At 64.0% G+C, this 23912-nt stretch carries 23 protein-coding genes and 2 pseudogenes; 8 read left to right on the top strand and 17 right to left on the bottom strand.

The features are described 5' to 3' along the window. Position 1: 1 nt before the first annotated feature. From YUA_RS0136125 to YUA_RS0136100, 6 genes are all read right to left on the bottom strand, one after another. The gene (locus YUA_RS0136125) at positions 2-907 is read right to left on the bottom strand and encodes an ABC transporter permease (RefSeq protein ID WP_027535041.1); all 906 of its coding nucleotides are present in this window, start codon (positions 905-907) and stop codon (positions 2-4) included. Further along, positions 904-1794, bottom strand: a complete 891-nt coding sequence (locus YUA_RS0136120; protein WP_027535040.1) for an ABC transporter permease — start codon at positions 1792-1794, stop codon at positions 904-906. The genes YUA_RS0136125 and YUA_RS0136120 overlap by 4 nt, the downstream gene beginning before the upstream one ends. Positions 1795-1875: 81 nt before the next feature. Next, a complete protein-coding gene (locus YUA_RS0136115; protein ID WP_027535039.1) occupies positions 1876-3237 on the bottom strand; it encodes a PotD/PotF family extracellular solute-binding protein in 1362 nt (453 codons plus the stop codon). Between the two features lie 420 nt (positions 3238-3657). Beyond that, on the bottom strand, positions 3658-4083 hold the full coding sequence (locus tag YUA_RS0136110; RefSeq protein ID WP_027535038.1) for a RidA family protein: 426 nt from the start codon (positions 4081-4083) through the stop codon (positions 3658-3660). A 20-nt stretch (positions 4084-4103) separates the two neighbouring features. After that, a complete protein-coding gene (locus YUA_RS0136105) occupies positions 4104-5282 on the bottom strand; it encodes an acyl-CoA dehydrogenase family protein (RefSeq protein ID WP_027535037.1) in 1179 nt (392 codons plus the stop codon). A 16-nt stretch (positions 5283-5298) separates the two neighbouring features. Beyond that, positions 5299-7617 (bottom strand): bifunctional salicylyl-CoA 5-hydroxylase/oxidoreductase, encoded by a 2319-nt coding sequence (locus YUA_RS0136100; protein ID WP_027535036.1) that lies wholly within the window; start codon positions 7615-7617, stop codon positions 5299-5301. Positions 7618-7925: 308 nt separating this feature from the next. Here YUA_RS0136100 and YUA_RS0136095 point away from each other — a divergent pair, with 308 nt between their 5' ends. After that, complete coding sequence (locus YUA_RS0136095; RefSeq protein WP_027535035.1) at positions 7926-8432, top strand: MarR family winged helix-turn-helix transcriptional regulator; 507 nt, start codon at positions 7926-7928, stop codon at positions 8430-8432. A gap of 18 nt (positions 8433-8450) precedes the next feature. Here YUA_RS0136095 and YUA_RS0136090 read toward each other — a convergent pair whose 3' ends face one another. The 7 genes from YUA_RS0136090 to YUA_RS46105 all read right to left on the bottom strand — a co-directional run bounded on the left by YUA_RS0136090 (position 8451) and on the right by YUA_RS46105 (position 15815). Continuing rightward, positions 8451-10097 carry an ATP-dependent acyl-CoA ligase gene (locus YUA_RS0136090; protein ID WP_051383570.1) on the bottom strand — a complete coding sequence of 549 codons (1647 nt, stop codon included), beginning with the start codon at positions 10095-10097 and terminating at the stop codon, positions 8451-8453. Between the two features lie 11 nt (positions 10098-10108). After that, a complete protein-coding gene (locus YUA_RS0136085) occupies positions 10109-11266 on the bottom strand; it encodes an ABC transporter substrate-binding protein (RefSeq protein ID WP_027535033.1) in 1158 nt (385 codons plus the stop codon). 61 nt (positions 11267-11327) lie between these two features. After that, positions 11328-12110 (bottom strand): cyclase family protein, encoded by a 783-nt coding sequence (locus tag YUA_RS0136080; protein ID WP_027535032.1) that lies wholly within the window; start codon positions 12108-12110, stop codon positions 11328-11330. 34 nt (positions 12111-12144) lie between these two features. Then, positions 12145-13386: an SDR family NAD(P)-dependent oxidoreductase gene (locus tag YUA_RS46110; protein WP_027535031.1), complete on the bottom strand. Its 1242-nt coding sequence runs from the start codon at positions 13384-13386 to the stop codon at positions 12145-12147. Then, a complete protein-coding gene (locus tag YUA_RS0136070; RefSeq protein ID WP_027535030.1) occupies positions 13383-14561 on the bottom strand; it encodes a thiolase family protein in 1179 nt (392 codons plus the stop codon). Before YUA_RS0136070 ends, YUA_RS46110 begins: the two co-directional genes overlap by 4 nt. Positions 14562-14573: 12 nt before the next feature. Continuing rightward, complete coding sequence (locus YUA_RS0136065) at positions 14574-15002, bottom strand: organic hydroperoxide resistance protein (RefSeq protein ID WP_084293099.1); 429 nt, start codon at positions 15000-15002, stop codon at positions 14574-14576. A gap of 30 nt (positions 15003-15032) precedes the next feature. Then, positions 15033-15815, bottom strand: coding sequence for an aspartate/glutamate racemase family protein (locus YUA_RS46105; RefSeq protein WP_035972641.1), 783 nt, complete (start codon positions 15813-15815; stop codon positions 15033-15035). 588 nt (positions 15816-16403) lie between these two features. Between YUA_RS46105 and YUA_RS0136050 the strand changes: the two genes are divergently transcribed. Genes YUA_RS0136050 through YUA_RS0136035 form a run of 4 tightly spaced genes read left to right on the top strand, consistent with a single transcriptional unit; the run spans position 16404 to position 21106 of the window. Further along, positions 16404-17552: an ABC transporter substrate-binding protein gene (locus YUA_RS0136050; protein WP_027535028.1), complete on the top strand. Its 1149-nt coding sequence runs from the start codon at positions 16404-16406 to the stop codon at positions 17550-17552. A 34-nt stretch (positions 17553-17586) separates the two neighbouring features. After that, positions 17587-18630 carry a branched-chain amino acid ABC transporter permease gene (locus YUA_RS0136045; protein WP_027535027.1) on the top strand — a complete coding sequence of 348 codons (1044 nt, stop codon included), beginning with the start codon at positions 17587-17589 and terminating at the stop codon, positions 18628-18630. Further along, positions 18627-20396: an ATP-binding cassette domain-containing protein gene (locus YUA_RS0136040; protein ID WP_027535026.1), complete on the top strand. Its 1770-nt coding sequence runs from the start codon at positions 18627-18629 to the stop codon at positions 20394-20396. Before YUA_RS0136045 ends, YUA_RS0136040 begins: the two co-directional genes overlap by 4 nt. Then, entirely contained in the window at positions 20393-21106 is a 714-nt protein-coding gene (locus tag YUA_RS0136035; protein WP_027535025.1) for an ABC transporter ATP-binding protein, read from the top strand. Before YUA_RS0136040 ends, YUA_RS0136035 begins: the two co-directional genes overlap by 4 nt. 26 nt (positions 21107-21132) lie before the next feature. Here YUA_RS0136035 and YUA_RS50585 read toward each other — a convergent pair whose 3' ends face one another. Next, positions 21133-21276 (bottom strand): hypothetical protein, encoded by a 144-nt coding sequence (locus YUA_RS50585; RefSeq protein ID WP_156947519.1) that lies wholly within the window; start codon positions 21274-21276, stop codon positions 21133-21135. Continuing rightward, positions 21263-21670, bottom strand: a complete 408-nt coding sequence (locus YUA_RS52865; protein ID WP_051383568.1) for a tyrosine-type recombinase/integrase — start codon at positions 21668-21670, stop codon at positions 21263-21265. Before YUA_RS52865 ends, YUA_RS50585 begins: the two co-directional genes overlap by 14 nt. A gap of 106 nt (positions 21671-21776) precedes the next feature. On the opposite strand from YUA_RS52865, the gene YUA_RS52115 reads away from it, so the two are divergent. The 3 genes from YUA_RS52115 to YUA_RS51350 all read left to right on the top strand — a co-directional run bounded on the left by YUA_RS52115 (position 21777) and on the right by YUA_RS51350 (position 23340). Then, entirely contained in the window at positions 21777-21995 is a 219-nt protein-coding gene (locus tag YUA_RS52115) for a hypothetical protein (protein ID WP_051383567.1), read from the top strand. A 163-nt stretch (positions 21996-22158) separates the two neighbouring features. Then, complete coding sequence (locus YUA_RS0136025) at positions 22159-22875, top strand: Crp/Fnr family transcriptional regulator (RefSeq protein ID WP_027535024.1); 717 nt, start codon at positions 22159-22161, stop codon at positions 22873-22875. Positions 22876-23040: 165 nt separating this feature from the next. Further along, positions 23041-23340: a hypothetical protein gene (locus YUA_RS51350; RefSeq protein ID WP_027535023.1), complete on the top strand. Its 300-nt coding sequence runs from the start codon at positions 23041-23043 to the stop codon at positions 23338-23340. 107 nt (positions 23341-23447) lie between these two features. On the opposite strand, the pseudogene YUA_RS49230 reads toward YUA_RS51350, so the two are convergent. Continuing rightward, positions 23448-23732, bottom strand: a pseudogene (locus tag YUA_RS49230) (transposase zinc-binding domain-containing protein); the annotation flags it as partial. A gap of 10 nt (positions 23733-23742) precedes the next feature. After that, positions 23743-23912 (bottom strand): annotated as a pseudogene (locus YUA_RS52110) (tyrosine-type recombinase/integrase); the annotation flags it as partial.

Raw genomic sequence — 23912 nt, 5'->3', positions numbered from 1 at the left:
ATCAACCTTTGGCCTGGCTGCCGCGCTTCTTCTGGATCAGCACGATGGTGCCGAGACTTGCGCCGATGACGATGAAGGACACGATGGTGGTGACCGTTCCGAGCGCATAAAGCGAGGGCGAGGTGACGTTCAGCGTCATGCTCCAGATTTCCAGCGGCAGCGTGTTCAGCGAACCCGCAGTCTGGAGGCTGCGCGCAAACTCGTCATAGGACAGCGTGAAGCCGAACAGCGCGACCGCAACGAGGCCGGGCGCCAGCACCGGGATCATCACCAGCCAGATCGACTGCCAGCGGCTGGCGCCCAAGTCATAGGCCGCCTCTTCCCAGACATGGTTGAAGCGCGACATCACCGCGAACATGACCAGCACGCCGAACGGCAGCGTCCAGGAGAGCTGCGCCCCGAGCGCCGAGGTGTACCAGCTCGCATTCAAGCCAAGCGCCTGAAACAGGAGGCCCGTGCCGAGGCCGAGCACCAGACCCGGCGCGACCAGGCTGCCGATCATCATGTAGAAGACAAAAGTGTCGCCGCGAAAGCGCTTGCGGAAGCCAAGCCCGGCAAGGAACGACACCACAACCGTGATGATGGTGACGATGACCGCGAGCTTGATCGAACGGTCGAACGAACCCTTGACGTCGCCGGTGCGCACCTGGGTGAAGAGATCGACAAACCAGTGCAGCGAGTGGCCCTTCATCGGGAACACGAGACCGCCGCGGATGTCCTGGAACGACAGGACGTAGATGCAGAACATCGGGCCATAGAGCGCGACAACATAAAGCGAGAACAGCGTTGCCAGCACGTAGAAGGTCCAGGACCGACCGCCCTTGCTCGGCGCGATTGCCTTGGTCGTCGCTGGCATCACCGTCTTGGACATGTCGCTCTTGGGCATCTCGGCGAGAACCGCGCTCATCGCGTGATCTCCTGCCGGATATCGACGGTGCGCAGGATCAGCGAGACGATCGCGACCAGCACCAGCGTCAGCAGCACGGCGCTTGCGGCCGCAGTCGGATACTGCAGCACGCCGACGTCCTCGTAGAAGGCACTGACAACGGAAGCCGAGCCGCCGCCGGATATCACCTTCACCACGAAGAAATCGCCCATCACGATCGAGACCACGAAGATGGTCCCGAGCGCAATGCCGCTCTTGGACATCGGCACCACGATCAGGCGCATGATGTCGAAGCGGCTGGCGCCGGCGTCGATTGCGGCTTCGATCAGGTTTTTGTCGATGCGCGCCATGGAATTGAAGATCGGCACAATCATGAAGATCGTGAGCTGGTGGACATAGGCGATGATCACCGCAAGGTCGGAGAACAGCAACACCTCAAGCGGCTGATGGATCACACCCATCGCCAGCAGCGCCTGGTTGATCAGGCCTTCCTTGCCGAGCAGCGGAATCCAGGAGATCATCCGGATGATGTTCGAGGTCCAGAACGGCACGGTGCACAAGAGGAACAGGCCGATCGCCAGTAACTGATTGCGGACGTGGAACACCAGGAAATAGGCGACGAAGAAACCGATGATGAGCGTGAAGATCCAGGTCAGCACCGTGAACTTGATGGTCGCCAGATACAGCTTGAGCGTCAGCGCCGAGTGCAGTACCTCGATATAGCTTGCGAGCGTGAAGCCGGGCGTCAGCCCGCCAAAGCCATCGGTGGCAAAGAAGCTCGCGGCCAGCACGACCAGGATCGGTGCCACGAAGAACGGCACGAGCACCAGGACCAGCGGCGACACGTAGAGCCAGCCGGCGAGATTGGCACGTGACGGACTCGAATTTGGACTTGGACTGGGCTGCATATCAGCAAATGCCTCGAAGTCGATCGTGTCGCACCGGCGCGTGACGGCGCCGGTGCTTTGTTCAGTCAGGGAAAGCAGGTTTCAGGCCACCTTGAAGTCGTTCCAGCGCTTGTTCATGTAGGCCGCCTCGTCCATCAGCGTGTTCCAGCACGAGATGTTCTTGACGCGGTCGAGGAACGAGCCGCCGTCACGCTTGGTGCCGGCCTTCTCCATCGCCACACCATAGGGATCGTTGACCACCTCAGGCGCGGGCTGGCCCTCATACCAGAACGCCCATTCGGCCGGCGTCAGGAATTTCTTCGCGGTCGACGGCACCGGGCTGTAATAGCCGTAGCGCGCGACGAAGCCGCCCTGCCAACCCGACAAATACCAGTTGAGATATTCGTAGGCAGCGTCGAGCTTCTTGCCGGAGAGATGCTTCATCAGGCCCATGCCGTTGCACCAGCCGCGATAGCCTTCCTTGCCGTTCTTCACGTTGACCGGCGCGTAGACGCATGGGATCTCCTTCACGCGCACAGCAGCGACTGCCGGCGACCACATCGACTGGATCACCACTTCGCCTGCGGCCATCAGCTGCACCGACTGGTCGAAGGTGGTCCAGGTCGCGCGGAACTGGCCCTGCTTCTTCAGCTCGATCAGCTTGTTGCAGGTGAAGTCGATCTCCTCCTTGGTCATGTTGCCCTTGTTGCCGTACTTGATCAGCCCGGCACTTTCGAAGCAGAGCGCGGCGTCCATGATGCCGATCGCGGGCACGTCGAGGATCGCGGCCTTGCCCTTGAACTTGGGATCGATCAGGTCCTTCCACTCGGTCACTTCGTGGCCGACGAGGTCGGGGCGATAGCCGATGGAGTCGGCATTGTAGACCTGCGGCAGGAAGGTCGCCCATTCGGTGACGCCATCGTTCAGATCGGTTGAATCGGGCTTCGCGATATACATCGCCTCATAGGGCGAGATGCCCTGGCGCGGGATCTTGTGGCCGTCGATCTCACCCTTGGTGAAGATCGGCAGGATGTTGTCGAACTCCTTGATCTTCTTGACCTCGATGCCCTGGATCACGCTGCGCTTGGCGGCAAGCTTGGCCTGCCAGCCCTCCAGATCGGCGATGTCGACCGTATTAGGCTGGCTTATGAAGCGGTTGATGGCAGCGGAGGTGTCGAGGTTCTGCATCGTCACCTTGAAGCCGAGATCCTTGGCAGCCTGGTCGCCGATTGCCTTCACCACCGAGTAGGAGACGCCGACATGCCGCAGCTCGATGTCCTTGATCTCCTGCGCCCAGATGGTCGGGAATCCGCGGATCGCATCCGACCCTGCGGCTGCGCCCGCAACGGCGGCTGCACCCTTCAACAGCGTGCGCCGGCTCAGCTTTTTCGTCGACTTGACGTCCGTTTTGGCCTCCGTTCCCGCCGGATCGGAAGTGAACGTCCCCTTAGTCCCATCAGACATGGCAACCCTCGTTGGTTACGATGAACGCTCGCACCGGTCGCCATTGACCGGCTGCTTATGTGATCAGATGCGCGCGAGGCTAGGGGCAGGATTTTGCGAAGTAAAATTGGAAGTAAAAATTTGCGACATAAGCGCGACTAATGACCTCGTTTTCTGCAACTCCTTTCAGCACCCGGGTTAGGAACGCAGCAGGGCATGTCTACGGCCGGCAGGCACGCAAATTCGGCGGCCTCTTGAGCTTCGGCGAAAGCTTGAAACGTCAGACCCGAGTCCGCATCGCGCCACGAGCTGGCGGCTCTGTGGATTTCCCGGCCGCGTGGTGGGCGTCGAATCGGCGAAGTTCAAGACGCGGCTGATCGAACCAAATATACGCGGTGACATTTGTCGCAACGGCGAATTTCAAACCGATACCCGTGCTCGTCAACGTGGAACAACGGCAGTCGCCTCGATCTCGACCCGCGCTGCCGGCTCGACAAGACGTACGACCTGGACGAGCGCCATGCTGGGGTAGTGGACGCCGATGACGTCTCGATAGGCTTTGCCGAGCGCTTTGAGATTGGAGACGTATTCGTCCATGTCCACGACGTACCAGGTCAGACGCACCAGATGTTCGGGTGCCGCACCACCCTCCGCCAGGATCGCCACGATGTTTTCGAGCGCCTGCCGGACCTGCGCGACAAAGCCGTCGGCAAATTGACCGGCAACGTCCCAACCCACGACGCCGCCCGTCACGACGAGGCGTCCTTCGGCCATGATGCCGTTCGCATATCCCTTCGGCTGCGGCCAGCCGCCGGGCTGAAGCACCCGCAGACCATAGGTCGCGGCAGGCAGTTCCGCTTGTTTCATCGTGCTAAAACTCTCTGCAGTTAGCGCGGCTTCAGCAGCTCACGCGCCACGATCAGCTTCTGGACCTCGGTCGCGCCCTCATAGATGCGGAGCGCGCGGATTTCGCGATAGAGACTTTCGACGATCTCGCCCTTGCGCACCCCGCGACCACCGAACATCTGCACGGCGCGGTCGATGACGCGCTGTGCGGTCTCGGTTGCGGTCAGCTTCGCCATGGCAGCCTCACGCGTCGTCGGGAGCTTCTGGACATCGCGGCGCCAGGCAGCGCGGTAAGTCAGCAGCGCGGCGGCGTCGGTGTCGGTCGCCATGTCGCCAAGTGCGGCCTGGGTCAGTTGGAGATCGCCCAGGGTCGCCCCGAACATGTGCCGGCTCTTCGCATGCCACAACGCTTCGTCAAGTGCCCGCCGTGCAAAGCCAAGGGCGGCCGCGGCGACCGACGCACGAAAGATGTCCAGCGTCTGCATCGCGAGCTTGAACCCGCCACCCGGCGCGCCGAGGCGGCGGCTTGCCGGAATGCGGCAGCCCGTGAAACGCAGTGTCGCCAGCGGATGCGGGGCGACGACATCGATACGCTCGGCAATGCTGAAGCCGGGATCATCGGGAAAGACGACGAAGGCCGAGATGCCGCGCGCGCCCGGCGCTTCGCCGGTTCGCGCGAACAGCGTGTAGACGTCGGCAATGCCGCCGTTCGATATCCAGGTCTTCTCACCGTCGATGACGTAGTCGTCGCCGTCGGCCCGCGCCGCGCAGGACATCGCCGCGACGTCAGATCCCGCTTCCTTCTCGGACAGCGCGAAGGCCGCGAGCCATTCGCCGGAGCGAACCTTCGGCAGCACCGCCTTGCGCAGCTCCGCGGCGCCGCCGAGCGCGATCGCGCCGGAGCCGAGCCCCTGCATGGCGAAGGCGAAATCGGCGAGGCCGTCGGCATAGGCCAGCGACTCCCGTGACAGGCAGATCGAGCGGGAATCGATCGTCGCCGCATCGCCATCGGGCGCCGCGACCGCGCAATCGAGCACCCCCGCCTCGCCCATCGCGCGCACCAGCTTGCGGCAGGCGCCGTCGACATCGTTGTGGTCGACCTTGTCGAGAACGCCCGACTGCACGAAGCGGTCGAGCGCCGCGCCGATCGCCTGATGGCGCGGCTCGAAGAACGGCCAGTCGAGCCATTCGCGCCGGATGACCTTCGCAACGGAGCTCATCTGATTCCTCCTTCGCTCACTGCGCGCTCGCAGCCGCGGCGCGCGCCAGATTGGTCTCGTATTGCCCCTTGGCGGATACATATTGCTTCGGCCAACTGACCGCGGTGATGCCGATGCGTGCGGCCTCGTGCAGCGTCCAGGCGGGATCGGCAAGATGGGGCCGGGCAATGGCGCAGAGATCGGCGCGGCCGGCCGCAACGATCGAGTTGGCGTGATCGGCCTCGGAGATTGCGCCAACCGCGATGGTCTCGATGCCGACCTCGTTGCGGATGCGATCGGCGAACGGTGTCTGGAACAGGCGACCATAGATCGGCCGCTCCTCCTTCCAGACCTGCCCCGACGAGCAGTCGATCACGTCGGCACCGGCCTCCTTGAACATCGCGGCGAAGATCGCCGCATCGGCCGGCGTGTTGCCGCCCTCGGTCCAGTCGTGGCACGACAGGCGCACCGACATCGGCCGGTCGGACGGCCAAACTGCGCGTACCGCCTTGAACACCTCCAGCGGAAAGCGCGCACGGTTCTCGTGACTGCCGCCGTATTCGTCGGTCCGCCTGTTGGTCAGCGGCGAGAGGAAGCTCGACAGCAGATAGCCGTGGGCACAATGGAGCTCGAGCCACTCGACGCCAGCCCCGGCCGCGCGGCGGGTTGCCGCGACGAAATCGTCGCGTACGCGGCCCATGTCGCTGCGGTCCATCGCCCGCGGCAGCTGGCTGTGGGGCAGATAGGGCAGCGCCGAGGCCGAGATCAGCGGCCAATTGCCGGTCTCCAGCGGCCGATCGATGCCTTCCCATGCAAGCCTGGTCGATCCCTTCCGTCCGGCATGGCCGAGCTGGATGCCGACCTTGGCGTGTCCGAGGCGGTGGATCAGATCGACCAGCCGGCGCCATTGTGCCGCTTGCTCGTCGTTCCAGAGCCCGAGGCAGCCCGGCGTGATCCGCGCATCCGGCGAGACACAGGTCATCTCGGCGAAGATCAGCGCGGCACCGCCCATGGCGCGAGCGCCGAGATGGGCGATGTGGAAGTCGTCGATGAGCCCATCCTGCGCCGAATACATCGCCATCGGCGAGACCATGATGCGATTCGCGAGCGAAAGGCCACGCACGCGGTGCGGCGTCAACATCGGCGGCGGCACGCGTTCGCCGTCCTTGACCGCGATTCCCGAACGCGCGGCGAACCATCGCTCAAAACCTTCCAGCCAGGTGCGATCACGCAAGCGCAGATTCTCGTGGCTGATCCGCTGCGAGCGCGTCAGCATCGAATAAAAGAATTGTGGCGGCTCCAGTGTGTCGGCATAGCGGTGGCCGACCACCTCGAACCATTCCATGGCATTGCGCGCGGCGTTCTGGATGCGCGCGACATCGACGCGGCGCACTTCCTCATAGGCTTCCAGCACCGTGCCGATGTTGTCGCCGCCGTGACCATGACGGTCGAACTGGTTGGCAAGCTCGATGGCGTCGTCGAGCGCGAGTTTGGTGCCCGAGCCGATGGCGAAATGCGCGGTGTGCGCGGCATCCCCCATCAGCACGACATGGGACTTGCCGTTGAACACGCTCCATTTGCCGCAGATCAAACGGCTGAAATTGAGCCAGGCCGAGCCGCGCAGATGGCGGGCATTGGTCAGGAGCTTTGCGCCATCGAGCGTTTCGGCGAAGATCTTCTCGCAGAACTCGATCGATCCTTGCTGGTCGAGCTCGCCGAGGCCATGGGCGTTGTAGGCTTCTTCCGTGGTCTCGACGATGAAAGTCGATGTCTCGGCATCGAACCTGTAGATATGCGCCTGGAACCAGCCATGCTCGGTCTTCCGAAAGTCGAACGTGAAGGCATCGAACGCCCTCTTGGTCCCGAGCCAGATAAAGCGGTTGGGGCGGATCACCATGTCGGGCCGGAACTGCTCGGCATAGCGGGTGCGAATCCTGGAATTGACGCCGTCGCAGGCGACGATCAGGTCGGCATCGGGAAATTCGAGATCGGACTCGACGTCGCGCTCGAAGACGAGCTCGACCCCCAGCGCCTCGCAGCGCCGTTGCAGGATATTCAGCAGGTGCTTGCGGCCGATACCGATGAAGCCATGGCCGGTCGTGCGCTGGCGCGTTCCCTTGAAGACGAGCTCGATATCGTCCCAGTGATTGAAGGCCTCCTCGATCTCGGTCGCACTTTCGGGATCGGCAATGCGCATCGCCTGCATCATCGCGTCCGAGAACACGACGCCCCAGCCGAACGTGTCGTACGGCTTGTTGCGCTCGACGACGGTGATGATGTGCTCCGGGTGACGGCGCTTCATCAGCAGGCCCAGATAAAGACCGGCCGGGCCGCCGCCGATACAGACTATGCGCATGATCCCTCGCTTTCGCGCGCCGCGCCATTTGCCGAGCTGCATCCGCTAGAGAATGCCGGTCCGCAAATTATTTTAAGCATAAAATATTTCGACGGCGCACGGATTGTCAAGGCGCTTGTCGGAGGCTTTTGATGTCGCCACTGCGTATCGCTACAATCTTGTGACTGGCCGCAGGTTTACCGCAAGATCAGACCCGGCTCGGCGGGAATCCGGCCGAGCCTTGAATTTACTTTTGGCACGAACTATCTTGCGAATTGTTCACGACGCCGTCCGTTGTCGGCAGGCAAGACACTCCCAGGAGATTCGATTTGGCACTCGCGAAGGAGTCCCCGCCTGTTTCACCCAAGAATGGGGCCGACCAGGAGGCCGAGTACAGGGCTCAGACACGGCTTTGGCTCCGGTTGCTGGCCTGCACGACCCTGATCGAGGGCGAGCTGCGCCGCCGGTTTCGCGAGGAATTCGATTTCACCATGCCCCGCTTCGACGTTCTGGCCCAACTCGACCGCGAGCCGAGCGGACTGGTGCTGGGAGAGCTGCCCAAGCGCCTGATGGTGTCAGCCGGGAACCTGACGCCGATCGTCGACCGCCTGGTCGAGGACGGCTACATCACCCGCACGCCCTCGACCCTGGATCGCCGCGTGCAGATCGTCTGCATGACGGTCGAGGGCCGAAAGGCCTTCAGGCGCATGGCGAAGAGCCATGGCTCCTGGCTCGCGGAGCTGCTGGCGGGATTCCCCGCTGACAAGCTCGACGGATTGATCGGCAAGCTGGACGAGCTCAAGGGCGTCGTCAGGGATTCGCTGGAAAAGCCGTGAAGGCTCGCGCGCCGGACGTTAACGCCTCACTTTGATTCCAGCCGCCTCGCGGTCCCAGATATCCGCCGTGACACCCGCGTCGCGCAGCACGCCCTTCTTGATCTTGCCGTTCTCCGTCAGCGGCATCTCTTTCACGATCCGCACGTAACGGGGAATGGCGAAATAGGCGATCCTGCCTTCGCAGTGACGGATGATGTCAACGGGCGCGAGCGATTGGCCGGGCTCCGGCAGGATCGCCGCGGCAACCTCGTCCTCGCCCAATTCCGAGGGCAGCGGATAGATCGCGCAGGCCGCAACCGCGGGATGGGACTGGATCGCCTGCTCCACCTCCCACGAAGACACATTCTCGCCGCGCCTGCGGATCGAATCCTTCATGCGGTCGACGAAGCGATAATGCCCGTCGGAGTCGCGGACCACGCGATCACCGGAGTGGAACCAGAGATTTCGCCAAGCCTCGACCGTCTTCTCCGGCATGCCGAAATACCCGGTCGCGAATGCAAAGGGCTCGCTGGCGCGCAGCAGCAACTCTCCCGCCCGTCCAATGGGAAGCTCGGCATCATCGGCATCGGCGATCCGGGCTTCGATGCCGTCAGCGAGATATCCCATCGTCCCTGGGCGGTCGGACGGAATTGCGCCCGCGAACACGAAATTGGTCTCCGTCGATCCATAACCATCGACCAGCGGCACGCCGAACCGCTCGAAAAACGGCGCGTGGATCTGCGGCGGCACGCCGCCGCCAAGTGCAACGCGAAGGCGATGCGCCCTGTCGTCTTCGGTCCCTGGCTGCGCCAGCAGCATCGAGGCCATGGCGCCGAGCAGATAGCCGACGGTCGCATCATGCCGTCGCGCGGCAGCCCAGAAGCCGGAAGCGGAGAATTTGGGCTCGAGCACGTAAGTACACCCGTTCAGGACAGCCTGATAGAACGCATTCAGCGCGTTGGTGTGGAACAGCGGCAGCGTCGTGAACAGCACGTCGCCTTCACGAATGCCCAACGCGCGCGCCGAGTAGATGCCCCACCAGAACAATTGCGCCTGCGGACAGCACACACCCTTGGCCGGGCCCGTGGTGCCGGACGTGTAGAGAATGGCCACGGTATCGCCGGGCCGCACGAGGCTGGCGGCTGCTTGGTCCCCGAGAGCGGGCAGCGGGACCGGCGCGATCTTCGCGCAGCCTGTCTCGGCGGCCGTTCCAATCACCCAGGTCTGTGAGGGAAGCTCGACATCTGCGTCGACCGTGTCGATCGCAGCAAGTAACGACGCTTCGACGACGAGGAGAGAGGGTTGCGAATTGCGGAAGATGTGGGAGAGCTGGAAGCCGCGCAGCGCCATGTTGATCGGCACCACGATCGCACCGAGCCAGGCACATCCGAGATAGACTTGAAGAAACTCCGGCCGGTTGGAGCACATCAGGGCGACCCGGTCGCCGGGCTTGATCCCGGCGTCGACAAGCGTCCGCGCCGATGCGGCGGCAACCGCCGCCGTCTGCGCGTAGGTCCAGCGCGTCTCTCCCGCGACAAGCAGGACACGATCGCCGTAACGTTCGGCCTGCCGCGTCAGGATGGTGGAGAGAATCCGGTCGGATGGTGGAAACAGCTCGACCGCGCGAGCCCAGGCCGGGGCCGCAGCGCCGTCCCTGGCCCCCGATAGCGCGCCGGACTTTGCCATAGGCGCCTCAGTCACGGCAGCAGCTTGTACTTGCCGTCCTCGATCTGAACCAGAATGCGCGCACGGGCGTCGACGCCGTGCCGATCCGCCTGCGTATAGGTGTAGATGCCTTGCGTCCCCACCACGTCCCTGGTCGTGAACAGCGCCTCGCGCAGCGCGGTGCGGAATTCCGGCGTACCCGCCTTGGCGCCAGTCGCCATCGCACGCTTGGCGGCGTCGACGAACACCAGCCAACCGTCAAAGGAGTACGACGAGAACGAATCCGTCGGAGCCTCGCCATTCGCCTTCTCGAAGGCCGAGCGGAAATCCAGCGCCATCTTCTGGATCGGATTGCTGGCGGGCAATTGCTCGGCCGCGGTCACCGGCCCGGTCGGACAGATGATGCCATTGGCGGTCTTTCCGGCAAGGCGCAGGAAATCGGCGCTGATGAGCCCGTGATTGCCGTAAAGCGGTCCCTTGTATCCCCGTTCGGACAGGGCGATGACCGGCAATGCGCCGGGCGTGCCGGTGCCGCCGAGCATGATGGCGTCGGGGCGGATGGCGAGAGCGCGCAGCACCTGGGCCGTTACCGAAGAGTCCGATCGCGCATATCGCTCATTCGCGACGACCTTGATGTCGGCCGCCTTCGCACTTTGCTCGAGCGAATTGTACATGAGATCGCCGAACGCATCGGAGAATCCGATGAACGCCACCGTCTTCAGTCCATGGGCCTTCATGTGATCGACGATGCCCTGGACGAGCAACGGCGTCGGCTGCGGCGTCTGCACGACCCAGGGACCGCCATTGCCCGGTGGCACCGGCGCGATCGGGGATACCGCGATCATCGGGATTTTCATCTCGATCGCGGCGGTCGCCATTGCGAGGGTCTGGGGCGCGCCTGAGGTGCCGATGAGGATGTCGACCTTCTCCTGCTCGACGAGCTTGCGTGCGTTGCGCGCCGACGCCGTCGGATCGGAGCCGTCGTCGAGCTGAATGATGCGGAGCTTCTCGCCTCCGACCTCGCCGACATAGGCCTGGCCCGCCGCGATTCCCTTCCCATTCGGAATCCCGATCGACGACACCGGCCCGCTGAGGCCGGTGACGAAGCCGACAAGAATCTCCGCCTGTGCAATCTGCGGCGCCGCAAGAAGCAGAACGGTGGAAGCCAACAGGCTCTTCATCAAGTTCATGGCACCTATCTTTCGTCAGTGGTTTCTTCTGTTGTCTCGTTCGGCAAGCGCCATGCCTTGGTCAGTTCGCCCCAACCAGTGCGATGACCCGGAGCGGACTGCCGGACCCGTTCTGGATTTTCAGGGGTGAAGCCACGATGACGGCGCCCGTGGCCGGAAGCTGGTCCAAATTGCAAAGGCACTGCAGGCCGTAGCGGCCCGCGCCATGCAGGAAGTGATGCGCGGGATAAGGCGGCTCGAAATGTCCGGCCTGGCCAGCATCGGTGCCGATGGTCTCGGTGCCGAAGCCGATGATGCCGCGCTCTTCCACCAGCCACTTCATAACGGCGGGGTTCGGTCCCGGCGTGTGTGCGCCGTCGTCCTTCAGGTTGGAATAGTCGCGCCAGCCCTTCTTGGACCAGTCGGTTCGCAGCAACACCCAGTGGCGCGCCGGGATGCGTCCATGCTTGGCTTCCCAGGCCTCGACGATCGGCACCGTCAGCACGAAGTCGGCATCCTGCGCGGCCTCCGCCGAACAGTCGATGACGCAGGCCGGAGCGATCATGTCCTTGGCCGGCATCGTGTCGACGGCATTGTTCGGCAGGTCCTTGCCGGTGAACCAGTGGATCGGCGCGTCGAAATGCGTGCCGGTGTGTTCGCCGAACGTCACGTTATTCCAGTACCAGGCCGGGCCGCGGCCATCATATCGCGAGATTTCCTGGATACGCACCGGCGCCGCCTGGCCGAACTCGGGCGGCAGCACGATGACCGGAAAGTCCGGACTGAGCGTAAAGGCCAGATCGACGACGCGGACCGCGCCGGAAGAAATCGCACCGGCCAGCTCCAGGAGATTCTTGCTTTGCATAGTCACGTCCTCCGGCTTGGTTGAAATCCGTCCCTCACCTGTCGAGCTCGCGCTCGAGCGCTTTCGGATTGGCCGCGAGACGTTGCCGGACCTCCTCGGCAACATCCCCGACATACATTTCTTCAAGCCCGTTTTTCAGCCCCGACTCGATCGCCTGCGCGATCGCGCGCGGCGCCACCTTCGGCGGCGCCACGGTCTGGAACCACTCGGTGTCGACCGGCCCCGTGAAAAGGTTCATGACCTTGATGCCCCCCGGCCGCAGCTCCGCGCGAAGGCAATGCGACAGCGACAGGCACGCGGCCTGCGAGGCCGAATAGGCGCCAAAGGCCGGCCAGTTCGCAAGCGCATAGACCGACAGGATGTTGACCCATGCGACGCTGTTGTTGACGCCGTCAGCGCCGCGCAACCGCATGGCGGGCCCGAAGGCCTGGGCGAGATTGATGAAGCCGAGATACGTCTGGTCGATCTCGTCCCTCGCGATGCTCGTGCCCTTGCGGTCGAGTAGGCCGCCCGCCCGCACATACTCCGTCGTATTGACGAGGATATCCACCTTGCCGCCGATGTCGGCGGCAAGGTCGGCGGCAGATTTTTCGTCGGCCGCATCGAGCGTGACGACCTCAACCCCCTCCTGCCGGCGCAGCAGGTCTTCGCCGGCAAACGGCCGCCAGGGTTCAGCCACGCCAACGAACACGGTCTTGGCGCCCGCGGCCTTCAGGGCAACGACGGCTTCCTGACCAATCACGCTGCGGCCGTTGGTGACGAGCACCCGCCTGAATTTCGGGTCGGCCGTCATTTCCCGCCACTGCCTGTCGTCTGCCATGTTGGGAGTCTCCCCCTCGGGTCGGGCAAAGGCCACCGCCTGACCGCTCTTGTCGAGCTGAAACGACATGCGGACTGGTGCGCCCTCGGCACAGTCCGCATGAAGATGCGCAACGATCGTCGGACCGCAATCCATCTTGACGAGACCGATCCGCCAGGGCGCCCGTTCGCGGAAATAGACATCGCTCGGCACACGCGCCGTCGTCTCGGCAAGAAGGACGCCGCGGCGCGGCGCGTCCGCAAACGCAAGGTCAGCCGACAGGCAGGAGGGGCAAGCCTCCCGCGCCGGGTAAGCGAATGCGCCGCAGGCCTCGCAACGCTGGAGCATGAAGCGCCCCTCGGCAGCCGCCCGCGTGAAGCCGTGCGATGTCCGGCTGCGCGGCCTCGGGGGCGATGCCGGAAGCCGCGTCCGCAGCAGCGGGTTCTTGCGGCGGGGCGGCTTGATCGGATCGATCATCGTGAAGGCCCTGCAAAGATTGCGGCACCTGAGGCGAGGCCGCGGTCATAATTGATCATACCGAACCCGGAGGCCAAGCCGAGGCGCGCATTGCTGACCTGCGTGGGACCCGCGGCTCCCAGCACCTGCCGCAGCCCCTCGACGAGACCAAGATAGGCGCCGGCGGCGCCGGCCTGCCCGACGGAGAGCTGCCCGCCGGAGGTATTGTGCGGGAAGTCGCCGTTGATGGTGAGATCGTGCGCACGGACGAATTCGGCGCCCTCACCCTTCTTGCAAAAGCCGAGATCCTCGAACTGCATCATGGTGATGACGGGATAGTCATCGTAAGTCTGGACAATGTCGAGATCGTCGGGCTTCACGCCGGCCATGGCATAGAGTTCGCCGACGTCCATCGCCCAGCCGCCGCGCACCTGCATCGGGTCGTCGGCAAAGGCATTGTGCCGCTCGATCGTCGACAGCAATCGCGCCGCGCGCAGGTTGAGCGATGCGGCGGTCTCCTCGCGCATCACCAGAAAGGCTTCCGCCCCCGCGCAAGGCATCACGCAATCAAAGAGGTGAATTGGATCGGAAATCGGCCGGCCCGCCAGGTACTGCTCGAGCGTCAGCGGCGCCTTCATCAGGGCGTGCGGATTGCGCAGCGCATTGGCGCGCTGGGCGATCGCGATCCTGCCGACGTCCTCGCGCGTAACCCCGAAGGTCCGCATGTAGTTTCGCGCGATCAGCGCGAAGCTCGCATTCGCGCCGCCCGTGCCGTAAGGATAGACGGCATCCTGGTTGAAGCGCGAGAAATTCTCGAGCGTCAGGCGGAAGGAATCGACATGATTGGTGTCGCCCGCCACGCAGGCGACGATGTCGGCGTCGCGGGCCTGGACTGCGCGCGCAGCCTTCCGCAAGCCTGCGATGGCGCTGGCGCCGCCAAGCGGGATCGTGTCGAGCCAGCGGACGCAAAGACCAAAGTGCTGCGTCAGCCCAATGCCGCTGTCGGTGCCCATGGTGAAGCTCGAGACGCAGAGACCGTCGATGTCGGAGGCCTTGATGCCGGCCTCCCCGACCAGCGCGCCGAGCGCGCGGCCGATCCACCATTGCGCGCTCTCGATGGAATAGCGCACATAGGGAATCGTGACGGGAGCTGCGATCACGATGCCGTCGTATGGTGTACGCTGGGATTTCTTCACCGGTCGCTCGCCTCAGATCACTGTCAGACTGACCTCGATATTGCCGCGGGTCGCGTTCGAATAGGGACAACGCTCATGCGCACCGGCGACGATTTCCTCGGCGACGGCTTTCTCGACCCCGGGCAGGTTGACCTTCAATTCGACGGCGAGCGCATAGCCGACGGGGACCGGCCCCATCGCGACCTTCGCCGTCACCGACGGCTTCGCGGACGGCACGATCTTCCGTGTGCGCGCCACCAGCTTGACCGCGCCGAGAAAGCACGCGGCATAGCCGGCCGCAAAGAGCTGCTCCGGATTGGTCCCCTCGCCGCCGGGACCGCCCATCGATTTCGGCACGGACAGCGAGACTGACAACAGACCGTCCGCGCTTACGGCCTTGCCGTCGCGACCACCGGTGGCCGTCACCTCTGTCTCGTACAGGACCTTCTCGGGTGTCATCATGCCTTGGTCTCCAAAATTCGGTGCTGCGCCTTAGCGCTTGTTGCGGGCGAGCATTGCGCGAAAATCGCTGCGGGCGAGGTCGCTGGCGCGACTGAAGCTTGGCCCGCGGCTGGGCTCGGTGCCATTGAGGCGCTTGAGCTGCACCCACATCTCCGCGCTCTTGAGCGCGACGGCCGCGCAATTGACGACGGGCGCGTGCCCGACCTTCAGACCATGCTCGCGCCCGATCAAGAGACCGGGAAGGACACCTGCGGGGATCACGACATCGGCGCCGCGCTCCGTCAGCGGCAGCGCGCAGGTGACGAAATCCCTGATCATGCGGGCCTGGGCCGCCTCATCGCCCGCGAACGCTTCGGCAAAATCCTCGGGCTTACAGCCCATGCCGGTCACGTGAACGACGCGGTCTCCGAGGCCGTAACGTTCGGCCTGCTCAAAGTGCCAAACTTCGAAAACCGGATCGAGCGTGACGAGACCGAGGCGCCGGCCGAGCTGCGAGGCCGCAAGCAGCGTCGCCTCGCCGGTCCCGATCACGGGAATGGCGAGCGCGGAACGAAGCTCGTAGAGGCCGGGATCCTGGAAATGGCCCATGACGAAGGCGTCGAATCCACCCTCCTCGGCCGCAATGCCATTGTCGATGGCCTGGACTGCGCAGCGCAGTTCGGCGAGCCGTCCGAACTCGCGGTCCGGCGGCGAAATCCCTTCGACATACACTGTCGTCCCGGGCGCCGCGATCGTATTGAGGTAATCGGATAGCCGCGCCATGTAGGGCGCATTCACGCTCGCATCAACGAAGCTCTGCCAGAAGATGCGCATCGTCCTTCTCCTCGAGCGATCCATCGGAGGATCGGCCGTCGGCTGCCACGATATATTTCAACCATAAACTAATTGAACCGTCAAATGTGCGCGGCAGCGCCGACGGACAACGCTCTCGCAACGCGGCGAGGACGCCCTTTCGGCGGGGCAAAGAGATCAAGGAAATGGCGAAGTCTGATGGAATTGTATGCAACGACATTTTTTTCTGACGGTGCCGTGACACGTGTTGACGGGCCCGCCAGGAATACTTTAGGCTTTAAGTAATCCTCCATCGGCCGCAGCCGGTGGCCAAGACAATGATGTTGCAGGGCACCGATTTTGAGAAACTCGATCGCGTGGACAGTCGTCGGGCTTGAAGAGCCGGCAGCAGCATCGTTGGTCGCGCATCGCGGCTGCGGCAATCACTTCCCATTACGTCGAGTGGCGCCCGCCGGTTTCCGCCGATGGGCCCGCGATTTGAGCGGCACGCGTCGCCATGGTTGCTGACGCCTTGCCGAGCGAACTCTTCTCGGCCGCGCCCGGCCTTTGGCGCTGCAGCATTGCTTTCAATCGATTTGTCGTACCCAGCATCAACGGAGGAGAACGCACATGCGAAAGACTCTGAGCTTCCTCGCACTTGCCGCCGGCGTCCTGGCAGCGCCGGCGGCGCAGGCCGACATCACCATCGGCTTCGTCACGTCGCTGAGCGGCAACGGCTCCTCGATCGGCATTCCCTATGGCCGGGGCATCAACGCCGCCTATGAATACAAGAAGACGATCAACGGCGAGACCATCCGCCTGATCCAGCTCGACGACGGCTCCGATCCGTCGGCTGCGACCCGCAACGCACGCAAGCTGGTGGAAGAAGAGAAGGTGGACCTGTTGATCGGGACCGCCACCGCGCCGTCGACCATCGCCATGGCGGCGGTCGCGAGCGAGCTGAAGGTGCCGATGATCGCGGTGTCGCCGATCGGCAAGCTTCCTGAAACGCCCGAGCAATGGGTGGTCTCGGTGCCGCAGCCGGCCTCTCTCCTCGTCAAGATCATCGCCGACCGCATGAAGCGCGACGGCATGAAGAACATCGGCTATATCGGCTTCACCGACGCCTGGGGCGACCTCGTCTATAACGGCGCCAAGGCGGCTGAAGCGGCCGGCGAAATCAAGATCCAGACCAACGAACGCTACGCCCGTACCGACACCTCGGTGACCGCGCAGATCCTCAAGGTGATGGCCGCGCGTCCCGATGCCGTGCTGGACGGCGGTTCGGGCACGCAAGGCGCGCTGCCGCTGCTCAGCCTCGCCGAGCGCGGCTTCAAGGGAAACACCTACGGCACCGTGGCGCTGGTCAATCCGGACTTCGTGAACGTGGGGGGCAAGGCGGCCGAAGGCATTCAGGTCTCCGCCGGCCCCGTGATCGTGGCCGAGCAGCTTCCCGACGATCACTTCGCCAAAAAGATCGCGCTGGACTTCCGCGCGGTCTACCAGAAGACCCATAATATTCCGACCACCGACGGCTTCTCGGCCTATTCCTTCGACGCCTGGCTGATCTTCGCCAACGCCGCCGAGCGCGCGCTGAAGAGCGCAAAGCCAGGCACGGCCGAATTCCGCACGGCGCTCCGCGATGCGATCCTCAGCACCAAGGAGCTGCCGGGCGTGCATGCGGTCTACAATTTCAAGCCCGGCGCCGTGACCGGCGTCGACGAGCGTTCGCTGGTCGTCGTCCGCCTCACCGGCGGCGCCTGGAAGTACGCACCGTAAGCGCAGATAGTCAGAACGGGGGAACGGCGTCTCCATGACGAGCGACATCGCAGCCATCCTTGCGATCGATGGAATCGCCACCGGCGCAGTCTATGCGTTGGTGGCGATCGGAACCGTCCTCATCTTCACGGTGACGCGAGTTATCTTCATTCCCTTTGGCGACATCGCCGCCTTCACCGCGCTGACGCTTGCCGCGCTCGATGCCAAGCGCTTTCCGGGAACGGGCGCGCTGGTCGTGATCCTGGCCTGCCTTGCGACCCTGATCGAAATCATCTCGCTCATGCGCAATGGCGAGCTTCGCCTGCTGCCGCGCGCGCTGCTCTTCTATCTCGTGCTCCCCTTCGCCGTGGTGGGCGCCGCCTGGCTGACCATGCGGATGGATCCGCCCCTCGCCGTCCGGCTCGTGCTGGCCTTGATGCTGATCACGCCGATCGCCCCGCTGCTCGACCGGATCGTCTTCCGCCCGATCGCCGACGGCACCGTGCTCTTGCTGCTGACGGTCTCCGTCGCATTGCACTTCGCGCTGGTCGGCCTCGGCCTCTTGTTCTTCGGACCTGAGGGGGTTCGAACCGAACCGCTGACGTCGTTCTCGACGGAGTTCGCCGGCGTCCTGATCTCGGGGCAGACCATGCTGATCGTGATCGCGGCGCTCGTGTTCAGCGGTTTTCTCTACCTCTTCTTCGACTTTACGCTGGTCGGAAAATCCCTGCGCGCCACCGCCGTCAACCGGACCGGATCGCGCCTGATGGGAATCCGGCCCGCGCGCGCCGGCACCATCGCCTATCTGCTCGGCTCGCTGATGGCCGGCGTCTCCGGCATCCTGATCGCGCCCGTCAACACCGTGTTCTACGATTCCGGCTTCCTGATCGGCCTCAAGGCGTTCGTCGGCGCCATCGTCGGCGGCATGACCAGCTATCCTGGAGCCGCGATCGGCGCGGTCGGCGTTGGCATCCTCGAAAGCTTCGCGTCCTTCGAGAGCAGTGCGCTGAAGGACGTCATCGTGTTTTCGCTGCTGATTCCGGTCCTGATCTGGCGATCCCTCGCCTCGCTGCATTCCGAGGAGGAGATCGAGGAATGACGCGCTTCCATGTTCAGCTTGCGGCGCTGGCCGCAGTGGTGGGCCTTGTTCTGGCGCCCTTCGCCCTCAGCCCGTTCAGCATCACGCTGATGAACTACATCGGCATCTATTCGCTCGTTGCTATCGGCCTTGCGCTTCTCACCGGCGTCGGCGGCATCGTGTCGTTCGGGCAGGCGGCATTCGTCGGCGTTGCGGCCTATGCCACCGCCTGGGTCTCGGCGCTCAACGGCTATTCGCCCTGGCTTGGCCTGGTGTTCGGCGTGGCGCTGACCTGCGGTGTCGCGGCGATCCTCGGTGTCGTCACCCTGCGGCTTCAGGGCCATTTCCTCTCGCTCTCGACGGTCGCCTGGGGGCTTGCCATCGGCTTCCTGTTCGGCAATGTCGAGGGACTCGGCCGCTTCAACGGCATCTCCTCGATCCCGCCGATCAGCTTCGGCTCGTTCGCGCTGGTCTCCAGTTCTCAGATCTATTTCCTGATCTGGGGCATCGTCGCTGCGGTTCTGTTCCTCGGCTACAACCTGCTGGACTCGCGGCTCGGCCGCGCCATGCGGGCACTGCGCGGCGGCAACACGCTGGTCGAAAGCCTCGGCATCAACGCCTTCCGGATCAAGCTCGTGACCTTCGTGATCGCGGCCGCCCTCGCCTCACTCTCCGGCTGGCTCTACGCCCATATGAGCCGCTTCATCAGCCCGGGTCCGTTCGATGCCGGCATGGGCATCGAATATCTGATGATGTCGATGGTCGGCGGCGCCGGCAGCCTGCTCGGCGGCGTCGTGGGCGCCGCGGTCGTCACGCTGCTCAAGAACAGCGTGCAGGACTATCTGCCGCTGATCGCCAAGGGCGCGTCCGGCCAGCTCGAGATCGTCGCCTTCTCCGCCCTGTTCATCCTGTTCCTGCAATGGGCGCGGCAAGGCATCGTGCCATTCGTCGCGCGCTATCTGCCGAAGGTGCGGCGCGAGCGCCCGCAACCAGCCCCGCCCCTGCCCCGCCGCGCACAACCGGCGCCGGGCGAGCTGCTTCTGAAGGTCGAAGGCGCCGAGCGCCGGTTCGGCGGTTTGGTCGCCGTCAACAATGTCAGCTTCGAGGTGCGAGCTGGCGAAATCCTCGCCGTCATCGGCCCGAACGGCGCCGGCAAGAGCACGATGTTCAACTGCCTGACCGGCGCGCTCCGGGTCAACAAGGGCGAGATCGTCTTCGCAGGGCGGCCGATCACGCGCGACGCGCAGTCGCGCATCGCCAAGGCCGGGATCGCCAGGACCTTCCAGCATGTGAAACTCAGGCCCCGCATGAGCCTGCTCGAGAACGTCATGCTCGGCACCTACGCCCGCACCGGCACAGGATTATTTGCCGGCGCATTCCGCCTCAACCAGCACGAGGAAGCCAGCACCCGGCACGAGGCGCTGATGCAACTCGAGCGCGTCGGGCTCGGTGACAAGCCGTTCGAGCTCGCCGGCAATCTGCCGCTCGGCAATCAGCGCATCCTGGAGATCGCGCGTGCGCTGGCCGCGGACCCGACCCTGCTCGTGCTCGACGAGCCGGCGGCGGGCCTTCGACGCCAGGAGAAGCTGCGGCTTGCGGAACTGCTGCAGGCGCTGCGGGCCGACAATTTGACCATCCTGATCGTCGAGCATGACATGGAGTTCGTGATGTCGCTGGTCGATCGCATCGTGGTGCTCGATTTCGGCTCCAAGCTCTGCGAGGGCGCACCGGCGGCGATCCGCAGCGACGAGCGCGTCCAAGAGGCCTATCTCGGAGGCGTCGCGTGAGCGGGATGTTTTCCATGACGGATGTGACCGTCTGCTACGACAATGTCGAAGCCGTCCGTAACGTGTCGCTGTCGGTCGAAGAAGGACAGATCGTCACCGTCATCGGCCCGAACGGTGCCGGCAAGACCACGCTGCTGATGGCGACGATCGGGCTGCTCGCCTCGCGCGGCCGCATGGTCTTCCAGGGCGGCGATATCGGAAGAATGTCGGTCGAGGATCGCGTCGAGCGCCGGCTCTGCCTCGTTCCGGAAAAGCGCGAGCTGTTCTCCGACATGTCGGTTGCCGACAACCTTCTGCTGGGCTCCTACAGCCTACGCGACCGCTCGGGCGTCCGGAAGACGCTGGATGAGGTCTATGACCGCTTCCCGCGCCTGAAGGAGCGCCAGCGTCAGGCCGCCGGCACACTCTCCGGCGGCGAACGTCAGATGCTCGCGCTCGGGCGCGCGCTGATGGCCAAGCCCAAGCTGCTGATGCTGGACGAGCCGAGCCTTGGTCTTGCACCGCTGATCGTGCGCGAGATCTTCTGCACCATCGCGTCCCTGCGCGACCTCGGCGTCTCGATCCTGCTGGTCGAGCAGAATGCACGGGCCGCACTGGAGACGGCCGACTACGGCTATGTGCTGGAGACCGGCGAGATCGTGCAGTCCGGCCCTGCCAAGGACCTCATCCACGATCCCCGGCTGATCACCGCCTATCTCGGCGGACACTAGAACCGGTGGGGTCAGGCCCGGCGAGCTCACAACAAAACAGCGAAAACAACCCCATGCACAGTAGCGGTGATAGCGATTTTAATGGCTTGCTCACCGGCATCTACGGATTTTACGAAATCAACTTGATGCGTCGGGCAAAACAGTGGCATGATGCCATCATCGCCGCTCATGGGATGCCGGCGGCTTCAACCACCAACCCAGATATCCCACATCGAGGGCATCGATGTTCTGCTCGAGCAGGTGGGTCGCGAAGCTGTGGCGCAAGGTGTGCGGCGTCACCCGCTTGGTAATCTCGGCCATGTCGGCCGCAGCGTGGCAGGCGCGCGTGAGCTGGCGTGTCGTCATCGGGCTGGCCGGCTTCAGTCCGGGAAACAGCCAGCCCTGTGGGCGGGAAATGCGATACCAATTGCGCAGACGTTCGAGCAGCACGGGAGAAAGCATCGCGTGGCGATCCTTGCGGCCTTTGCCCTGCTCGACGCGCAGCATCATGCGCTCGGAGTCGATATCGGATACCTTCAGCGAGACGACCTCGGAAACACGCAGCCCCGCACCGTAGGCCGACACTCAGCGCCGCCTTGTACTTGACGCTCGGCGCCGCTTCCAGAAAACGCGCAACCTCCTCGGGGCTCAACACCACCGGTACCTTGCGCGGCTCGTGCATGAACGCCAGATGCTTGGCGAGGTCGGGGCGATCCAGCGTCACATTGAAGAGGAACCGCAGCGCCAAGACGGTGGCGTTGATCTTTGGCGCGCCGGCGCCGCTCGATGCCAGATGCAGCCGAAAGCCGCGCACCTGTCGAACCCCTCGATCTCAAGACAGTCCGCCCCGTTGCGCTATCGTCTTGGCTTCGTCGCCAGCCGCGGCGCCCTACCGCGCGAGCGGTTTTAGTCCGCTGACCCAAGGCCGACACATGGCCTCGCTGGTTGGCCGGGGACAAAAAAGCCTCGCTTTATCTGCGTTTAGGCGTACCGTCGGGCCATTGACGGCAGGCCACTGGCGCGCCGCTGACTGAGAGCTCGCTGCGCTCCCGCCACAACCGAGGGAGCGCAATATGCCGCACAGGGACAACTTCCTTCTTGCATCGCTTTCGCCGGGCGATCTGGCTGCCCTTCAACCTCACCTCAAGCTCGCGCATTTCGAACAGGAGCAGGTGTTGTTCGAGGCGGGCGGTAGCATCGAGGCGACCTATTTCCCGACAAGCGCGGTCATTTCTATCGTAGTCGCGCTATCGAGCGGCCAGGCGGTAGAGGCCGCGATGGTTGGCCGAGACGGCGTAGTTGGCGCGTCAGCCGCGCTCGATGGCAAGTTCTCGCTAAGCCGGGCGGTGATCCAGCTGAGCGGCGCGGCGGTCGTTTGCAGCCTGGCGGGGCTCAGGAGTGCAGCCATGCAGAGCCAGCCGCTTCTTTCGCTGCTGATCAGACATGAGCAGGTCCTTTACGCGCAGGCGCAGCAATCCACTGCCTGCATGGCGGCGCATCATGTGGACGCCCGCCTTTGCCGCTGGCTGCTCAGGTCGCGAGACCTATCACAAAGTGACACCCTTCTATTCACGCAAGAGTTCTTAGCGGAGATGTTGGGTGTCCGTCGAACAAGTGTGACGGTGGTGGCGCACACCCTTCAGAAGGCGGGGATCATCAAATACACCCGGGGCAAAATCCAGATCACCAACCTTGAGGGGCTGCAAGATGCGGCCTGCGAGTGCTACGAAGCCGTGAAATCACAGTACCAGAGCCTGCACAACCGCGGCGAAGCGGGAGCTCTAACCTAGGTCGCCGTTAACAAGCATTGATCGGCTAAAATCGGCGCAATGTCAGGAACACGACATAGCAGCCCGCGTTGAGTCTACTTGATCTCAGCGAGCCGATCTCAAGGGCCTCCTTCCCATTCCGAATGTTATTGTTCGGGCAGAGGGATCTGATCAGAAAACTCACAGATGCAAATCCCGTTGGAGGCCATCATGAATGGTTCTCGAAGCGAGCGCGCACGCGCGCGTGCACGATACCTTTTGGCTCAAATCGCGCCGTTACCGGATGACTCTGAAGTCCAGCGCTTGCGCGAGCTATCCATGGACTATATTCGCGAGGCCGACAGACTCGACGTCGAGCCTGCCACCCCGCGAGAATCCGGCGAACAAATCTCTGCAGCCCTGGATGCGATAGCTCGCGATTTCTTTGCTCGTACTCTTCGAGATACGGTACAGGGTGGTCCGCCAGTGAAATCGGCGAAGGAATGATCGCCCGTCTGTTGCGGTGCGATCACTCGTCCAGGCGAGGAACCAAAGGCCAAAAACGCGGTCCTAAGATACGATAAAGGCGAGCGGTCCCGCCTACTCGCGTTGGGGTACGGCTCCGGCAACAGGTCGGCCTCGCGGTCGGCAAGCCAGTCCTTCGCGGCGGCGCCTTGGCACTTCGGGCAGTGCCGGTTGCGGCAGGAGTTGTAGGCAATGGTGGGATAGGCACGGTCCGCGCAGCGCGCGACATGGCCGCCGAGGGCTGCCGTACGGCAGCGCTCGATCGCCGACATGACCTTCAACTGATCGAGGCTGACATGGCCGGCATGGGCTTGACGCCAAGCCGGACCATGGCTGCGGAAGATATCCGTAACCTCCAAAGCCAAATGCGACATGCGCGCCGCATCAGCCGCTCGGCCTTATCTCCTTGAGCTTGAGCGCGATATGCTGCAGCGGGCTCATGACCTCGCTGATCGTCTTGGTGGCGACGCGGGTATAGAGTGCCGTGGTGTCGAGCTTGGCATGACCGAGCAGCACCTGGATCACGCGGACGTCGATGTTCTGCTCCAGCAGGT

The organism is Bradyrhizobium sp. WSM3983 (genome assembly GCF_000473045.1).
Lineage (GTDB): Bacteria > Pseudomonadota > Alphaproteobacteria > Rhizobiales > Xanthobacteraceae > Bradyrhizobium.
This window is presented reverse-complemented; position numbering and strand designations above follow the sequence as displayed.

Excerpts from the sequence above, each read along its gene's own strand:
- YUA_RS0136125 (WP_027535041.1), bottom strand. The coding sequence starts at position 907 with ATGAGCGCGGTTCTCGCCGAGATGCCCAAGAGCGACATGTCCAAGACG.
- YUA_RS0136120 (WP_027535040.1), bottom strand. The coding sequence starts at position 1,794 with ATGCAGCCCAGTCCAAGTCCAAATTCGAGTCCGTCACGTGCCAATCTC.
- YUA_RS0136115 (WP_027535039.1), bottom strand. The coding sequence starts at position 3,237 with ATGTCTGATGGGACTAAGGGGACGTTCACTTCCGATCCGGCGGGAACG.
- YUA_RS0136110 (WP_027535038.1), bottom strand. The coding sequence starts at position 4,083 with ATGAAACAAGCGGAACTGCCTGCCGCGACCTATGGTCTGCGGGTGCTT.
- YUA_RS0136105 (WP_027535037.1), bottom strand. The coding sequence starts at position 5,282 with ATGAGCTCCGTTGCGAAGGTCATCCGGCGCGAATGGCTCGACTGGCCG.
- YUA_RS0136100 (WP_027535036.1), bottom strand. The coding sequence starts at position 7,617 with ATGCGCATAGTCTGTATCGGCGGCGGCCCGGCCGGTCTTTATCTGGGC.
- YUA_RS0136090 (WP_051383570.1), bottom strand. The coding sequence starts at position 10,097 with ATGGCAAAGTCCGGCGCGCTATCGGGGGCCAGGGACGGCGCTGCGGCC.
- YUA_RS0136085 (WP_027535033.1), bottom strand. The coding sequence starts at position 11,266 with ATGAACTTGATGAAGAGCCTGTTGGCTTCCACCGTTCTGCTTCTTGCG.
- YUA_RS0136080 (WP_027535032.1), bottom strand. The coding sequence starts at position 12,110 with ATGCAAAGCAAGAATCTCCTGGAGCTGGCCGGTGCGATTTCTTCCGGC.
- YUA_RS46110 (WP_027535031.1), bottom strand. The coding sequence starts at position 13,386 with ATGATCGATCCGATCAAGCCGCCCCGCCGCAAGAACCCGCTGCTGCGG.
- YUA_RS0136065 (WP_084293099.1), bottom strand. The coding sequence starts at position 15,002 with ATGATGACACCCGAGAAGGTCCTGTACGAGACAGAGGTGACGGCCACC.
- YUA_RS46105 (WP_035972641.1), bottom strand. The coding sequence starts at position 15,815 with ATGCGCATCTTCTGGCAGAGCTTCGTTGATGCGAGCGTGAATGCGCCC.
- YUA_RS0136050 (WP_027535028.1), top strand. The coding sequence starts at position 16,404 with ATGCGAAAGACTCTGAGCTTCCTCGCACTTGCCGCCGGCGTCCTGGCA.
- YUA_RS0136045 (WP_027535027.1), top strand. The coding sequence starts at position 17,587 with ATGACGAGCGACATCGCAGCCATCCTTGCGATCGATGGAATCGCCACC.
- YUA_RS0136040 (WP_027535026.1), top strand. The coding sequence starts at position 18,627 with ATGACGCGCTTCCATGTTCAGCTTGCGGCGCTGGCCGCAGTGGTGGGC.
- YUA_RS50585 (WP_156947519.1), bottom strand. The coding sequence starts at position 21,276 with ATGAGCGGCGATGATGGCATCATGCCACTGTTTTGCCCGACGCATCAA.
- YUA_RS52115 (WP_051383567.1), top strand. The coding sequence starts at position 21,777 with ATGCTTGGCGAGGTCGGGGCGATCCAGCGTCACATTGAAGAGGAACCG.
- YUA_RS0136025 (WP_027535024.1), top strand. The coding sequence starts at position 22,159 with ATGCCGCACAGGGACAACTTCCTTCTTGCATCGCTTTCGCCGGGCGAT.
- YUA_RS51350 (WP_027535023.1), top strand. The coding sequence starts at position 23,041 with ATGCAAATCCCGTTGGAGGCCATCATGAATGGTTCTCGAAGCGAGCGC.